The sequence below is a fragment of the Solidesulfovibrio sp. DCME genome (assembly GCF_049995385.1).
Lineage (GTDB): Bacteria > Desulfobacterota > Desulfovibrionia > Desulfovibrionales > Desulfovibrionaceae > Solidesulfovibrio.
Genome location: NZ_CP188261.1, coordinates 386,601 through 400,463, shown reverse-complemented (window position 1 = coordinate 400,463; position 13,863 = coordinate 386,601). Strand labels below are relative to the sequence as shown.

General features: G+C 72.6%; 11 protein-coding genes. 5 read left to right on the top strand and 6 right to left on the bottom strand.

Annotated features, from left to right (window positions below; all coding sequences use genetic code 11):
* Positions 1 to 3: 3 nt before the first annotated feature.
* The 3 genes from purN to ACP59X_RS01740 all read right to left on the bottom strand — a co-directional run bounded on the left by purN (position 4) and on the right by ACP59X_RS01740 (position 2,717).
* The gene (purN, locus tag ACP59X_RS01750; RefSeq protein WP_428564176.1) at positions 4 to 684 is read right to left on the bottom strand and encodes a phosphoribosylglycinamide formyltransferase; all 681 of its coding nucleotides are present in this window, start codon (positions 682 to 684) and stop codon (positions 4 to 6) included.
* The gene (gene cobA, locus ACP59X_RS01745) at positions 681 to 2,210 is read right to left on the bottom strand and encodes a uroporphyrinogen-III C-methyltransferase (protein WP_428564173.1); all 1,530 of its coding nucleotides are present in this window, start codon (positions 2,208 to 2,210) and stop codon (positions 681 to 683) included. The genes purN and cobA overlap by 4 nt, the downstream gene beginning before the upstream one ends.
* A gap of 147 nt (positions 2,211 to 2,357) precedes the next feature.
* Positions 2,358 to 2,717 carry a hypothetical protein gene (locus tag ACP59X_RS01740; protein WP_428564170.1) on the bottom strand — a complete coding sequence of 120 codons (360 nt, stop codon included), beginning with the start codon at positions 2,715 to 2,717 and terminating at the stop codon, positions 2,358 to 2,360.
* A 167-nt stretch (positions 2,718 to 2,884) separates the two neighbouring features.
* Here ACP59X_RS01740 and ACP59X_RS01735 point away from each other — a divergent pair, with 167 nt between their 5' ends.
* The 3 genes from ACP59X_RS01735 to ACP59X_RS01725 all read left to right on the top strand — a co-directional run bounded on the left by ACP59X_RS01735 (position 2,885) and on the right by ACP59X_RS01725 (position 8,839).
* Entirely contained in the window at positions 2,885 to 3,256 is a 372-nt protein-coding gene (locus tag ACP59X_RS01735; RefSeq protein WP_428564167.1) for a hypothetical protein, read from the top strand.
* 99 nt (positions 3,257 to 3,355) lie between these two features.
* A complete protein-coding gene (locus tag ACP59X_RS01730; RefSeq protein ID WP_428564164.1) occupies positions 3,356 to 7,129 on the top strand; it encodes an AsmA family protein in 3,774 nt (1,257 codons plus the stop codon).
* Between the two features lie 6 nt (positions 7,130 to 7,135).
* On the top strand, positions 7,136 to 8,839 hold the full coding sequence (locus ACP59X_RS01725; RefSeq protein WP_428564161.1) for a glycosyltransferase family protein: 1,704 nt from the start codon (positions 7,136 to 7,138) through the stop codon (positions 8,837 to 8,839).
* A 37-nt stretch (positions 8,840 to 8,876) separates the two neighbouring features.
* Here the strand turns inward: ACP59X_RS01725 and ACP59X_RS01720 are convergent, their stop codons facing one another.
* Positions 8,877 to 9,635, bottom strand: a complete 759-nt coding sequence (locus tag ACP59X_RS01720) for a LysM peptidoglycan-binding domain-containing protein (protein ID WP_428564158.1) — start codon at positions 9,633 to 9,635, stop codon at positions 8,877 to 8,879.
* Between the two features lie 146 nt (positions 9,636 to 9,781).
* Between ACP59X_RS01720 and ACP59X_RS01715 the strand changes: the two genes are divergently transcribed.
* Complete coding sequence (locus ACP59X_RS01715) at positions 9,782 to 11,434, top strand: glycosyltransferase (RefSeq protein WP_428564155.1); 1,653 nt, start codon at positions 9,782 to 9,784, stop codon at positions 11,432 to 11,434.
* Here the strand turns inward: ACP59X_RS01715 and ACP59X_RS01710 are convergent.
* Positions 11,431 to 12,306: a M23 family metallopeptidase gene (locus ACP59X_RS01710; RefSeq protein ID WP_428564152.1), complete on the bottom strand. Its 876-nt coding sequence runs from the start codon at positions 12,304 to 12,306 to the stop codon at positions 11,431 to 11,433. The two genes, ACP59X_RS01715 and ACP59X_RS01710, sit on opposite strands and share 4 nt — an antisense overlap.
* A 78-nt stretch (positions 12,307 to 12,384) precedes the next feature.
* Complete coding sequence (locus ACP59X_RS01705) at positions 12,385 to 12,675, bottom strand: hypothetical protein (RefSeq protein ID WP_428564149.1); 291 nt, start codon at positions 12,673 to 12,675, stop codon at positions 12,385 to 12,387.
* A 247-nt stretch (positions 12,676 to 12,922) separates the two neighbouring features.
* On the opposite strand from ACP59X_RS01705, the gene ACP59X_RS01700 reads away from it, so the two are divergent.
* Positions 12,923 to 13,840 (top strand): chemotaxis protein CheV, encoded by a 918-nt coding sequence (locus ACP59X_RS01700; RefSeq protein ID WP_428564146.1) that lies wholly within the window; start codon positions 12,923 to 12,925, stop codon positions 13,838 to 13,840.
* Positions 13,841 to 13,863 lie beyond the last annotated feature (23 nt).

Genomic DNA, 13,863 nt, shown 5'->3' with positions numbered 1-13,863 from the left:
ATCCTAAAAACCCACCTCCAACGGCGGGTTGACCAGGCACGGGCCGGCGTCTGACAGGTCGGCCAGGGCCAGGCCGGCCGGGGCCAGGCGGGTCTTGCGGCCGTCGATGGACAGCCGGCCGGCGGCCAGCCAGGCCACGGCCTGGGGGTAGATGCGGTGTTCCAGGGCCAGGATGCGCGCGGCCAGGCTCGGCCCGTCGTCGCCCGGCAGGGCCGGCACGGCGGCCTGGATGACGATGGGGCCGTTGTCCATCTTCTCGTCCACGAAATGGACCGTGGCCCCGGCGATGGTCACGCCGTAGGCGGCCGCGTCGGCGGCGCCGCGGATGCCGGGAAAGCTCGGCAACAGGGCCGGGTGGATATTGAGGATGCGGTCGCGGAAGGCGGCGATGAACCGCGGCGCGAGCAGGCGCATGAACCCGGCCAGAATGACGGCCCGGGCCCCGCTGTCCCGCACGGCCCCGAGCAGGGCCGCGTCGAAGGCGGCCCGGTCCGGGAAATCGCCGTGGGGCAGGGTCACGGTGGCCAGGCCGTGGCGCCTGGCCCGATCGAGCCCCTGCGCCTCGGCCTTGTTGGACACGACGGCCGTGATGCGGGCGTCGATGCGGCCGGCCTCGATGTGGTCGATGATGGCTTGCAGGTTGGAGCCCGACCCGGAGACGAGGACGGCGACGGGCAGGGTCAAGGGGTGGCCCCCCCGGCGGCGGCCAGGGCGTCGGCGATGACCGCCTCGGCCAGGGCCGGCACGGTGTAGGCGGCGGCGACCACGTCCGGGGTGAAGCCGTACCCGCCGAGCGTCTTGGCCGTGATCGGCCCGATGCAGGCCGTTTTGACCTTGGCCGCCTTGAGCACCTCGGGCGGGATCTTGGCGAAGAAGTTGGTCACGGTGGAGGAACTGGTGAAGGTCACGTAGCGGACCTCGCCGGAGGTGATCGCCGCGACGATCTCGGCCGGGTCCTGGTCCACCGGGCGGGTGTCGTAGACGGGCAGCACGGTCACCTCCGCCCCGGCCGCAGCGAGTTTTTCCGGCAGCACTTCGCGGGCCTCGCGGGCGCGGGGGATGAGGACTTTCGCCCCGGCCACGCCAAGCGCCAGCAGGCCCTCGACCACGGACTCGGCCACGAAGCGCTCGGGGAGAAAATCGGCCCGCAGTCCCCGCGCGGCGAGCCCCTCGGCCGTGGCCGGGCCGATGGCCGCCACGCGGATGCCGGCGAAGGCCCGGGCGTCCAGGCCCTTGGCGTCCAACTCGGCGAAGAAGCACTTGACACCATTGGCCGAGGTGAAAATCACCCAGTCGTAGTCGAAAAGGCGATCGATGGCGGCGCGCACCGGCGCCGGGTCGGCCAGGGGCGCGATTTCGATGGCCGGGAATTCGTAACAGCAGGCGCCCTGGTCGGCCAGCAGCCGGACGAGGTCGCTGGCCTGCTCGCGGCTGCGGGTGACGACCACGCCCTGGCCCAGAAGCGGCCGTTTTTCGTACCAGGACAGCGTGTCGCGCAGGGAAACCACGCCGCCGACCACGAACAGCGACGGCGGGGCGAACCCGTGCCGGGCCGCCTCCTCGGGCATGGTGGCGAGCGTGGCCACCAGGCTCTTGTGGCGGCAGGTGGTGCCCCAGCGCACCAAGGCGGCCGGGGTGTCGCCGGGCATGCCGGCGGTCATGAGGTTTTCCGTGATGTGCGGGAGGTTTTTGACCCCCATGAAAAAGACCAGGGTCGAGCCGGAAGTGGCGAAGGCCTTCCAGTTAAGCGAGCTTTCGGCTTTGGTCGGGTCCTCGTGGCCGGTAATGAACGAGACCGAGGAGCAAAAGGAGCGGTGGGTGATGGGGATGCCGGCATAGGCCGGGGCGGCCACGGCCGAGGTCACGCCCGGCACCACCTCGAAGGGGCAGCCGGCGGCCACCAGCTCCTCGGCTTCCTCGCCGCCGCGCCCGAAAACGTAGGGGTCGCCCCCCTTGAGCCGGGCGACCATCTTGCCGGACTTGGCCATGGCCACGAGGAGTTCATTGATCTTGTCCTGGGGCAGGGTATGGTCGCCGCCCTTCTTGCCGACGTAGTAGATGTCCGCGTCGGGCCGGGCGAAATCGAGGAAGGCCTTGTTGGCCAGGTAGTCGTAGACCACGACGTCGGCGCGCGACAGGATGTCCTTGGCGCGAAGGGTCAGAAGGCCCGGGTCGCCGGGACCGGCCCCGAGGAGATAGACTTTGGACATGGGATCGCCTTTGGCTGAAGTGGGGAGCCGCGAAAGCCGCGACATAGCGGGGAACGCCCCGTCTTTCAAGGGGGGGGGTGGCCGGGGCTTGGGCCTCGCCGTGGGCGAGGCCGGCCGCCCGGTGAAAATGCTGTTTGAGGCCGCGACTTACGGGCCGTCGTGCCAGTCCTTCTGCGCCCCGCACAGGCACAGGTTGGCAACGAGGTCGATGACGCAGTCGCTGGCCAGCCGGCCATTGCCGGCGACGAGCATGGCCGCGCGGCCCTGGTCCGGCACCATGCCGTTGTCGTAGAGGTAGTTTATGACCACGCGCTTGTGGCCGTCGGGCAGGGGGGTGACGGATTCCACCGTGACCTCGTAGAGCCCCAGGGAGTGGCAACGCTGCCAGACCTTGGAAAAAAGGGCCAGGTAGCGGGCCTCGGCGCCGCCGGTGGCCCGTTGGCAGCCCAGGGCCGCACCCACAAGCACCGCCCCGAGGGCCAGGAGGGCCAGCGTCTTTTTTCGCATACGGGTTCCTTCGTCCGTTTTTCGGGAAAAATACATGGATTCCCGAAAACGGCAACCCTGGCCCTTCGCCGGAGCGTGACGCGTCAGCCCTGGCCCATGCCCCGGCCGGCTTTGACTTCGAGCCGCGATCGTTGCACATTACGGCCGTTTTCCCAAGGAGGACCGCCGTGGCGTCGCCGCATCAGACCTGGCGCTTGGCGCTCGTTGCGCTGCTGTTGTGCCTGCTGGCCGTGCCGGCCGCGGCCCAGGACGACTACCGCGCCGTGCTCGGCGACCAGGCCGGCCTGTTTCCGGGGGCGGAGTTCAAAAAGATCTTCCGCTTTCCCAAGGCCACGGTGGTGACCTTCGAGACCGGCGAGCCGCCGGCAGCGGTGAGTGCCTTTTATAAAAAGGACATGACGGCCCGGGGCTGGCAGGTGGAGGTGGATGACGTCAACAACGCGGCCTCCTATCTGCTTTTGACCAAAAAAGGCCGGCGCTGCATCGTGGAAGCCCAGCGCGGCCTGCCCGGCCGCACCGGCTTCAGCCTCAGCCTCTAGCCGACGGGTTGCCCAAGCCTCGCCCCGTCCGACCGCCGAGGCATCCCCTGGCCGCAACCCCAACCTCGCGCCCCAAAAGGGTTCATCCCTAGCGACCCCATGCCGACCACCGCGACCGAGCCGCCGAAAATCGCGGGAAAGCGCCGCCGCCTGCCGCGCCTGATCGCGCTTGCGGCCGTTTGCGCCGTGCTTTTGGTGTTCGTGCTGCCCTTGGCCGCCCGCCAGCTCATCGGCCACGCCCGGCTGCGGGCCATGGCCGAGCAGGCCCTCACCGACGCCCTGGGGCGGCCCGTGGCCATCGAGGGCGAGGTTTCGCTGCTGTTCGCGCCCTGGTTCGGCCTGGCCATGGGCCCGGTCAGCGTGGGCGATGCCCCGGGCTTCGGCGACGGCCCCCTGATCACCATCCGCCGCCTGGAAATGACCATCCGGGTGTTGCCGCTTTTCGCCCGGGTGATCTCGCCGGGCTCGGTGCGGGTGCGCGACCTGACGCTGCACCTGCGCCGCGACGCGTCCGGCCGGGGCAACTGGCAGGGCCTGGCCGCGCCCACGGCCGCGCCGGCGCCCGAAGCCCCGGGCTGGGAGATCGCGCCCGAGCCCGGCGACGTGCTGGTGGAAAACGCCGCCGTGGATTACCGCGACGCGGCCACCGGCCGGACCATGGCCATCCGCGACGTGCGGCTCAAAACCGGCCGGGGCAAACCCTTCCCCTTTTCGCTGTCGTTTCGGGCCGAAGGCTTCACTCCGGGCGGGTTCCTCGAAACCCATGCCCAGGGAAAGGCCGCCCTGGACCCGGCCGGCGGGGGCCTTATCCTGGAAAAAACCCTCGTCGAAACCGGGCTTGTCCTGGAAAATCCTTTGGTTGCCGGCGGCGCCGCGCCGGTGCGCCTGGTTTCGCGCCTGGCCGCCGCCTATGACCCGGCCACGGACAGCCTGGCCCTGACCGAACTGGATGCCCGAGGGGCCGGCGCCCGACTGACCGGGTCGGCCATCGTCACGGCGCCGCTGCATGCACCCAAGGCCCGCACCGACCTGGCCCTGCGCCTGGACATGGACGGCACCTGGCGCGATCTGCTGGGCCTGGCCCCGACCGAGGGCCCGGGCAGCCTGGTGGCCGCGCCAGCCAACCCCCTGCGGGAACCTGCCCCGGCCGCGCCGCCACGGGAGAGCCTCTCGGCCGAGAGGCCGCCGTCCCCGGCGGGCGAGGCGGTGCTGTCGCTGCGCGCGGCGGCCGAGGCCGGGCGCCTGGACGTGGAACGCCTCGACCTGGCCCTGCCCAAGGGGCACCTCACGGGCAAGGGGCATTTCGTCGCCGGCGCCCCGGCCAGCCTGGACGCGGCCTTCGTGGCCGAGGACGTGGATTTCGACGCCCTGCCCCGGCCGGCCGGGCGCGTCGGCTGGCCCTGGCCGGTGGTGCTGCCGACCGATAGCCGTTGCGACGCCAGGCTCGAACTGGCCCGCTGCAGCCTGGCCGGCCAGGCCATCACCGACGGGCACGTCACGGCCCGCAGCCAGGACGGCCTGCTGCGCCTGGCCCCGGCCGCCTTCGTCCTGCCGGGCGGGGTGGTCTCCCTGGACGCCCGCCTGGACGCCGGCCCGGCCCCGACGGCCGGGGGCGAGGCGGACCTGGGCCTTGGCCTGGACATCCGGGCCGCCCTGCAGCCGCTTCGGCCCCAGGGCGGGCCGTCCCAGGCGCCGACCCAGGCCCGGCTGCTTGGCCGGCTGCGCGCCGACGGGGCCAAGGGCAACCTGTCCGCCCAGAGCCCGGACCCGGCCCAGGCCCTGGAGATGCTCGGCCTTGGCGGGCTGGTCCCGGCCCTGGGGGGGATCGAGGCCAAAAGCGCCTTTGCCGTGACCCCGGGCAACGGCCGCGCCGTGGCCAGGGCGACGCTTTCGGGCCTCGAAGTGAAACTGGCCGGGGCGACCCTGCGCGGCCAGGTCGGCTACGACGCCGAGGCGTCCCCCAACCTCGATTTCGACTGCGGCCTGGACAACCTCGACCTCGACCGCCTGGGCGGGTTGACGGCCGTGCTGCCCAGCCCGGGAAACGGGAACAGCCGGTTCGGGGCCGAGGGCAAGGTGCGCATCGAACGCCTGACCGGCCGGGGCGTGGAGGCCCGCAACCTCGGCCTTGGCCTGCGCCTGGGCGACGGGCGGGCCGAGGCGGCCGTCACCGGCGGCGACCTCTTCGGTGGGCGGCTTTCGGGCAAAATCGAGGCCGACACGGCCGGCCACCTCACCGGCAGCCTGCAACTGGCCGGGGCCGAGGCCAAACGCCTGCCCGGCGGCCCGGGCCTTTCCGGGACGTTCGCCGCCAAGGCCACCCTGGAAGGCAGCCTCGGCGGCAAACACCCCCCGGCCGGGCTCGCGGCCACGGTCGAAGCCGAAGCCCCCCAGCTTGGCGGCGCCGGGGCCAAGGGCCCGCCCCTGACCGGGGTCAAGGCCGCCCTGACCGTCAAGGCCAAACGCGCCGGCCCGGAAGGCTTCGACGGCGAGGCCGGCCTGACCGCCTCCCTGGGCACGGGCCTGGGGCTGCGCGAGGTCCGCCTGACCGCCTCCGGCCCCTTTTCCCTGGACGCCTCGGGACGCCTGCGCGACGCCCAGCCTTTCAAGATCGAGGCCTCGGGGCTCGCCCGCCTGGCCGAGGCGGGCAAGCCCGTCAAGCTCTCCCTGGCCGGGCTGGTCACGCCGGAGGCGGGCGGCGGCTTTTCGGCAGGCGAGCTGCGCCTGGACGCCGGCGGCCTGCCGGCCACGCTCAAGCTGGCCAGAAAGGCCGGCGAGGGCGCGCCGACGACGTTTGGCCTGGAGACCGGCGCCGTCGCGCCGCGCAAGGCCCTGGCCGACTGGGGCCTCGCCCTGCCCCAGGACCTGCCCGCCGACCGGCTGACCAAGGCCTCGCTGTCCTTAACCGGCGCCATCGCCGGGGAAAACTGGGACCTCAAGCGCCTGGCCCTGGCCGTGGACGACGTCAACGTCACCGGCTCGGCCAGCCTGCTCGGCGGCGACCCCAAGCGCGGCAAATGGGACCTGCGCGTGGACCGGCTCGACTGGGACGCCTATTTCCCCCACCGGATAAGCCCCGGCCCGCCGCCCCCGGCCGAACGGCGAAAGCCCCTGGACCTGCGCCTTGTGCGCGAGCTGGCCCTGGAGGCCAAGGCCCACTTCGGCTGGCTCAAGAAGGGCAACGTCACCTTCGACGCCACCACGGTGACGGCCAGCGCCAAGGGCGGGCAGTTCACCTACCGCCAGGAATCGCCGCGCTTCTACGGCGGCCGGTTCACGGCCGAACTGCGGGGCGACGCCCGGGACACGGCGCTCAAAACCCTGATCGAACTCAAGCTCGAAAGCATCGAGATCGCCCGGTTCCTGCGGGACTGGGCCGAGGGCGACACCCTCGATTCCGGCGCCTCCACCTTCATCCTGGCCGGGCGCACCAGCGGCGAGAACGAGGAGGAGCTGCGGGCCAACCTGGCCGGCAACGCCAGCCTGCAAGTCACCCTGGGGGCGCTCAAGGTCCGCGAACCGGCCAAGCCCGGCGACCAGCCCACCACCGAACGCCTGCCCTTCGACGTCTTTTCCTCGTCCTGGTTCGCCAAGGGCGGCGTGGCCCATACCGACGACTTCCGCATCGAGAGCCCGCGCATGCGCGTGACCGGCAAGGGCTTCGTGGACCTGCGCGACGAGACCATCAACCTGAGCCTGGCCGCCGCCCTGACCAGCGGCGGCGAAGTGCCGGCCACCATCATCGGCCCCCTGGACGGCCCCAGGCTCAGCATCGACCGCAGCAAGCTGCTGGGCGACCTCGTCTACCGCGTGCTCCAAGGCATCGTCAGCATCCCCGGCAAGGCCGTCACCCGCATCCTGCAAATCCGCTGACCCGCCATGGCCGCCCTGCCCCCGCCCCCGCCCTACGCGGCCACGCCCGTGACCGGAGACGACGGCGCCGTCCGCGACGTGCGCGTCACGGACGGGCAGGGGCGCCAGTGGCACCTGGCCGGCCGGGGCGGCCCGGCGGCCGAGGCGGCCCGGGCGGCCACCGCCCTGGAAGCGGGGGGGATGCCGGTTTTTTGCGGCGCCGGCCTTGGCGCGGGCATCGCCGCCGCCCGAACGTTATGGGCCGGGCCGATCTTCGTGTGCGACCGGCTGGAAACCGTGCGCGCCGCCTCGGGCGTCGAGGCGCGCCTGGCCACCGACGCGGGCATCCATTTCCTGGCCGACGCCGACCCCGAGGCCGTGGTCGGCCGCGTCACCGCCGCCGCCCGCCAGGCGGGTTTCGCGCCCCTGGCCGTCATCACCGACCCCGCCGCCGCCCGCCTCGACCCGCAGTGGTGCCGGGCCGTGCGGGAGGGCCTGGCCGGCTATGCCGCCCTTCGGGAACGGCTGGCCGGGCGCCGCTTCGCCGGGGCGCCGCCCCGGGTGCTGCTGCTGCGCCGGCCGTATTTCCTGTACCGGGAGATCGAGGCGGCCCTGGCCCGCCTGGCGGTGCCGTACCGGGCGGTGGACACGGGCCTGGGGCCGACGGGCCAGGGCGGGGTGGTGGCCGGCATCCTGGCCGCCGTGGCCGATTTCCAGCCGGACATGGCCCTGACCGTCAACCACCTGGGGCTCGACCGGGAAGGCCGGCTGACCGGGCTTCTGGCCGACATCGGCCTGCCCCTGGCCTCCTGGTTCGTGGACAGCCCGCGGCTGATTCTCCACGATTACGGCGGGGTGGTCTCGCCCCTGGTCATGGTCTTTTCCTACGACGCCGACAGCCTGCCCGAACTGCGGGCCTCGGGGTTTTCCCACGCCGCCTGGCTGCCCCTGGCCACGGACCCCGACCGCTTCAAGCCCCTGGCCGACCCGGGTGCGCCCCACCCCTGGCGCGCCCGGGCATCCTTCGTCGGCGCCTCCATGGTCGCCCAGGCGGCCGAGGCCCTGGCGAGGCTCGAACCGTACCCGGCCCTGGCCCGGGAGCTGCCCCGGGCGGCGGCGGCCTTCGTCGCCTCGCCGGAAAAAAGCGCCCGCCATTTCCTTGCGGCCGACCCCGGCTGCGCCGGGCCGCTGGCCGCCCTGCCCACGGCCGAGGCGCGCCTGGACGCCGAACTGGCCCTGACCTGGGAGGCCACCCGGCGCTACCGCCTGGCCTGCGTCAGGGGCCTTGCGCCTTTTTCGCCGCTTCTTGTCGGCGACGCCGGCTGGGAAACGGCCCTGCCGGGGGTCGGCCAGGCCTGGCGCCGCCTGCCGGGCCTCGACTACTACGACGAGCTGCCGGGGTTTTACCCGCGAAGCGCGGTCAACCTCAACACCACCAGCCTGCAGATGAAGGGGGCCGTCAATCAGCGGGTCTTCGACGCCCCGGCCGCCGGGGCCTTTGTCCTGACCGATGCCCGGGAACAGCTCGCCGCCCTGTTCGACCCGGCCCGCGAGGCCGCCGTCTATGCCGATCCGGGCGAAATCCCGGACATGGTGCGCCACTACCTGGCCCGGCCCGGGGAGCGCGCGCGCATCGTCGCCGCCGCCCGGGCCCGGGTCCTGGCCGAGCACACCTACGACAACCGGCTGGCAAGGCTGCTTGCGGCCATGAAAAAGGCCTTCGGCGACTGACCGAAGGCCTTGGGGAAAAGCGGTTGGGAAAAGCGGTTCAGCGGGCCGGGACGACGAGGGACTTGCCGGCGGCGATCTTGTCCGGATCGGTCAGCCCGTTGGCTTCCATGAGGCTTTTTTCGCTCACGCCCAGGCGTTTGGCAATGGAACGCAGGGTGTCGCCCTTGGCCACGACGTAGCGGTCGCCGCCAGGGGCCGGGTTCGTCGCGGCCTCGCCCTCCCGGGGGGCGGCCTTCCTGGGGCTTGCGGCCTCGCCGCGCGGCAGGGCGAAGGGATTGTCCCCGGCCGGCCGGGCGACGGGCACGGCCTTGGGCGGAACGGCCACCATCGTCGAGGCCGTGGCCGGTTTCGCCGGCGCGGTGTCGCTCAAATCCCGGGCCTTGGGCTCGTCGGCGGGGCCGGGAACGGGCGCGGCCTTGCCGGGCGTTTTCACCGCCACGCCCGGCGGCGGGGGCGGCAGCTCGTCGGTCGGCGCCCGCAGGAAGATGCGCCCGGCGGCGCGGCTGTCGCTGCGGTCGAGCAGTTCGTTGTAGACGATGGCATACTGGGTGTAGGCGTCCTGGTAGGCCGTGAACATGCGGTTGTCCGGCTCGCGGCCGCCGCCGGCGGCGCGCCAGGCGCCATGGGCCGCAACCAGGCTGTCCCAGGCCACCTGCGCGTCCTGGCGCAGCAGGTCGTCCGAGACGTACTGCATGTTTCTTTCCAGATGGTCGTATTTGCCGCAGCCCGCGACGAGGGCGGCGGCCAGCAAGGCGGCCCCGAGGGCCAGCGCGAGCCGACGCGGTTTCCAAGGCATCGGGATTCCTCCGCATACGCCGCCGATTTTGCGCGGCGCGGCGATTGTCCTTCGGTAGAAGTTGGCGTTACATGCCCTGTAACACGGATTTCGTCAAACCGGGAGGCCCGGCCCGAACCCGGACCAGGCGCCCCAGACAACGAGCCATGGCCCACCACGCCGCCCCATCCGCCCTGCCGCCCCCGGACGCGTTGCGCCCGGTGCTGCACCTGTGGGCCTTCGGCCTGGAAGGGGGGTGGCTTTCGCGCCACCTCGCCGCCCGCCTGGAGGCGGCCGTCAGCCAGGCCCCGCACCTAGCCGGCCTGCGCGACGCCCTGGCCGCCTGGAACGTGGAGCGCCAGCCCCTGGATCCGGCCTTCGCCGCCGCCGGCCTGGCCGCGGCCCGGCGCCTTGGCGCGTCGCCGCGGCGCCGGGCCCTGTGCGCCGCCCTGGCCAGGGGTGGCGCGCCGCGCGCCGTCGACGCCGCCTGGCCGGCCCTGCGCGACGGCCCGGATCCGGACGCGGCCCTGGCCTTCCTGACCGCCGCCCTGGCCGATCCGGCCGTGGCCCCGGCCTGGCGCGGCCGAGCTTTGGACTTCGCCCTGGCCCGGGGGCGGTCCGGGCTGGCCCGGGCCGTGGCGGCAAGCCTCGCCGCCGACGCGGCCCTGGCCCCGGTCGTTCCGCGCCTTTTGGCCGAGATCGCCCTGGCCTGGGACGGTCCGGAAGCCTGCCTGGAAGCCCTGGCTGGCCTCAACCGGGAACTGTTTCCCCGCTTCCACGCCCTGGCCACCAGCCACTGCCTGGCCGAAACCGGGCACCGCGCCGACGCCCTGGCCGTCCTGGCCGGGCTGTGGCGCACCGAACCCTGGCACCCCGGGCTGACCCTGCGCCTGCACGCCCTGGCCCGGCCCCTGGCCCCGGCCGACCTGGACGCCCTGCCCGGGCGGCTGTTCGTCTTCCTCTATACGTTCAACCGGGCCGCACTCCTGGAAGCGACCCTGGACAGCCTGGCCGCAAGCCGGCTGGGTCCGGCCGTGGTCACGGTCCTCGACAACGGCGGCCGCGACGACACGGCGGCGGTCTGCCGCCGGGCGGCGACGCGGTTTGCCGCCGACCGGTTTGCCGTGCTGCGCCTGCCGGTCAATATCGGCGCGCCGGTCGCCCGCAACTGGCTGGCCGCCGCCCATGGCCTGGGGCCGGGCGACCTGGCCGCCTACGTCGACGACGACGTGCGCCTGCCGCCGGACTGGCTGGCCGTGCTGGCCGGGGCCCTGGCCGCCGATGCGGCCGCCGACGCGGCCGGGGCGCGCATCGTCGCCGCCGCGGCCGGGGCGGCCCGGCTCATCCAGTCGGCCGACGTGCGCCTGCTGGCCCCGGACGCCCGCCACGCCGTGCGGCCGCTGGTCAACCACGGCCCGGGGCCGGACCTGGGGCTTTTGGCCACGGTGCGGCCCTGCGCCTCGGTTTCGGGCTGCTGCCATCTGCTGCGCGGCCAGGCCCTGGCCGGCGGCGCGCCCTTCGACATGCGCTTTTCGCCCAGCCAGTTCGACGACCTGGCCCGGGACCTGACCAGTTGCCTGGCCGGCCGGCGGGCCGTCTACGCCGGCGGGCTGGCCGTCGCCCACCACCAGCACGCCGGCCCGGCCCAGGCCCGGGACCGGGCGGCCGTGGGCCAGCTGGCCGGGGCGCGGGCCAAGCTCGACGGCCTGTTCGACCCGGCCCGGATGGCAGTCGTGGCCAAACGGGATTTGGATACGGCCTGGGAGGAACTGACCGGCAAATGGCGGGAGCTGCGCGAGACGCGCCTGCCCGCGACCTAGTCGAGCATGTACTGGCGCGGATTGATGGGCGTGCCGGCGGCCCGGACCTCGTAGTGCAGATGGGCGCCGGTGGTGCGGCCGGAATTGCCCGACAGCCCGATGCGCTGGCCGCGCTTGACCTCCTGGCCGGGCTTCACCTCGATCTTCTGAAGGTGGGCGTAGACGGTTTCCAGGCCGAAGTCGTGGGCGACCACGATGCGCAGGCCGTAGCCGGACATGGTGCCGGCCTCGGTCACCCGCCCGGCCCCGGCGGCGCTGACCGGGCTGCCGCTTGGCACCTTGATGTCCACGCCGTTGTGGTAGTCGCCGCCCCGGCCGAAGGGGGAGCTGCGGGCGCCGAAGCCCGAGGTGATGTAACCCCGGGCCGGCCACAGGGACGGCTTGGCCAGAAAGGCCAGCTTGCGTTCGGAAAGCAGGTGGAAAAGCTCCTGCTGCATGGCTTCCTGGGCGGCCAGCCGCGTGCCCAGGGCGCCCAGGAAATCCCCCAGCCCCCGGCCCAGGCCGTCTTCGGAAAAAGCCGGCGGCAGCCGGTCGGGAAAGGCCGCGCCGTCCTGGCCCTCGCGCGGCGCGTCCACCATCACGGCCAGTTTGCCGTTAAAGGCCGCGATGCGGGCGGCCTCGCCGACCAGCCTCCCCGCCCGGTCCCGCAGGGCCAGCCCGGCCGCCTTGAGGTCGGCCAGCCTGGCCAGGGCCGCCCGCCGCCGCGCCTCGACGCCCTCCTGCCCGGCCCGGTAGGGCCACAGGACGGCCGCCGTGGCCAAAAGCCCGCACAGCCCGGCCACCAGCCCGAAAAACATCCAGCGCCGATAGGTGAAGATGCGCCGGACGCCTTGGCCGTCGCGCACGAAGATGTCGAGTTCGCGTTCAAGCATGCCGCAAGACCCGGCCCTCGGGTCGGCAACAAACCCCGTGTGGCCGGGTCGGCGCCGGCGGGATCGCCGGGAGGCGCGTTACCCGAAAAGCCAGCTGAAGAGGTTGGTCCAGTCGAAGGCTCCGGAATATTCCTGGCCGTTGACCGTGGCCGAGCCCGTGACGGTCTTGGCCCCGGTGTCCAGGCTGGCGCTCCAGTCCACGGTAGTCGTGCCGGCGCTTACCGACCCGCTGGTCGACCCCGAGCTCGTGCCGTCCCCCGAAACCGAACCGCTCGTCCAGGGCGTGCTCCAGGAAAACGAGGCCGCCCCGGCCACGGTCGGCCCCAGGCAAAGCGTCGCCAGGACAAGCAACACAGCCATGCGTTTCATATCGACCTCCTCTGGGGCCGGAGGCCAGTGACGCCGCCCGGCCTCGAATCAGGCGATGGGGGCTGCGGCCGCGGCAACCGGGCCAGATGCCCCTTCCTTCATGGCTATAGGACGCCCTTCGCGCCTGTCAACTGTCCCAGGCCGGCGCGCCACGTCGCCAAACGTGGCCCGGATCGGATTTACACCACGCCCCGACTGGTTTACGGTCGCTGGGCTTTGCCCCTGCATCGAAACGACGGGAGCCTCCATGCCTCAAGCCGACATCCTTCTCGAAACGGGTACCAACGAACTTGAGGTCATCGAGTTTTTCATCGACGAAGGACCCGAACGCGGCCATTGCACCTTTGGCATCAATGTGGCCAAGGTGCTGGAAGTCATCGAGAGCCCGGGGCTGGCCCCCCAGCCCGGGGCGCCCCATCCCTGCTTCATGGGGGCCATTCCCCTGCGGGGGCTGGTGCTGCCCGTGCTCGACCTGGCCGTCTGGCTGGACATCCCCCGGGTCCCCCGCAAAAACGAAATCATCCTGGTCACCCGCTTCAACGAACGCACCACCGGCTTCCTGGCCACGGGGGTGACGCTCATCCACCGCGTCCACTGGCGCGAGGTGGAACCGCCCCACCAGGCCCTGGCCAACCTGGCCGGCAACTGCATCACCGGCCTCATCCGCCTGGAAAACCGGTTCATCCAGCTGCTCGACCTGGAAAAGATCATCCTCGAACTGGACGCCGACCTGTCGGCCGGCCCCAGGCCGGTTCCGCAGGACAGGCGGTTGCGGGCGCTGATCGTGGAGGATTCGGGCGTCATGCGCCAGATGCTGCGCGACCGCCTGGAAGAGGCCAACTTCGAGGTGACCCTGGCCCGAAACGGCCAGCAGGCCCTGGACATCCTGCGCGATTCCGGTCTGGCCACGCCGGACATCGTCATTTCCGACATCGAGATGCCGCTGATGGACGGCTATACGCTGACCAAGACCATCAAGGCCGATCCGCACCTGGCCGCGACACCCGTAGTGCTTTTCTCGTCCCTGATCACCGACGAGTTGCGCCACCGCGGCGTCGCGGTCGGTGCCGACGGGCAAATTACCAAGCCCCAGTTCGCCAACCTGGCCGACCTCGCCCGGTCGCTGATCGCCTCCCATGAGCGACGGAGGCCAGACCATGCCTGATGCCGACCGGCTCCGCAGCCTCG

Excerpts from the sequence above, each read along its gene's own strand:
- cobA (WP_428564173.1), bottom strand. The coding sequence starts at position 2,210 with ATGTCCAAAGTCTATCTCCTCGGGGCCGGTCCCGGCGACCCGGGCCTT.
- ACP59X_RS01740 (WP_428564170.1), bottom strand. The coding sequence starts at position 2,717 with ATGCGAAAAAAGACGCTGGCCCTCCTGGCCCTCGGGGCGGTGCTTGTG.
- ACP59X_RS01730 (WP_428564164.1), top strand. The coding sequence starts at position 3,356 with ATGCCGACCACCGCGACCGAGCCGCCGAAAATCGCGGGAAAGCGCCGC.
- ACP59X_RS01725 (WP_428564161.1), top strand. The coding sequence starts at position 7,136 with ATGGCCGCCCTGCCCCCGCCCCCGCCCTACGCGGCCACGCCCGTGACC.
- ACP59X_RS01720 (WP_428564158.1), bottom strand. The coding sequence starts at position 9,635 with ATGCCTTGGAAACCGCGTCGGCTCGCGCTGGCCCTCGGGGCCGCCTTG.
- ACP59X_RS01715 (WP_428564155.1), top strand. The coding sequence starts at position 9,782 with ATGGCCCACCACGCCGCCCCATCCGCCCTGCCGCCCCCGGACGCGTTG.
- ACP59X_RS01710 (WP_428564152.1), bottom strand. The coding sequence starts at position 12,306 with ATGCTTGAACGCGAACTCGACATCTTCGTGCGCGACGGCCAAGGCGTC.
- ACP59X_RS01705 (WP_428564149.1), bottom strand. The coding sequence starts at position 12,675 with ATGAAACGCATGGCTGTGTTGCTTGTCCTGGCGACGCTTTGCCTGGGG.
- ACP59X_RS01700 (WP_428564146.1), top strand. The coding sequence starts at position 12,923 with ATGCCTCAAGCCGACATCCTTCTCGAAACGGGTACCAACGAACTTGAG.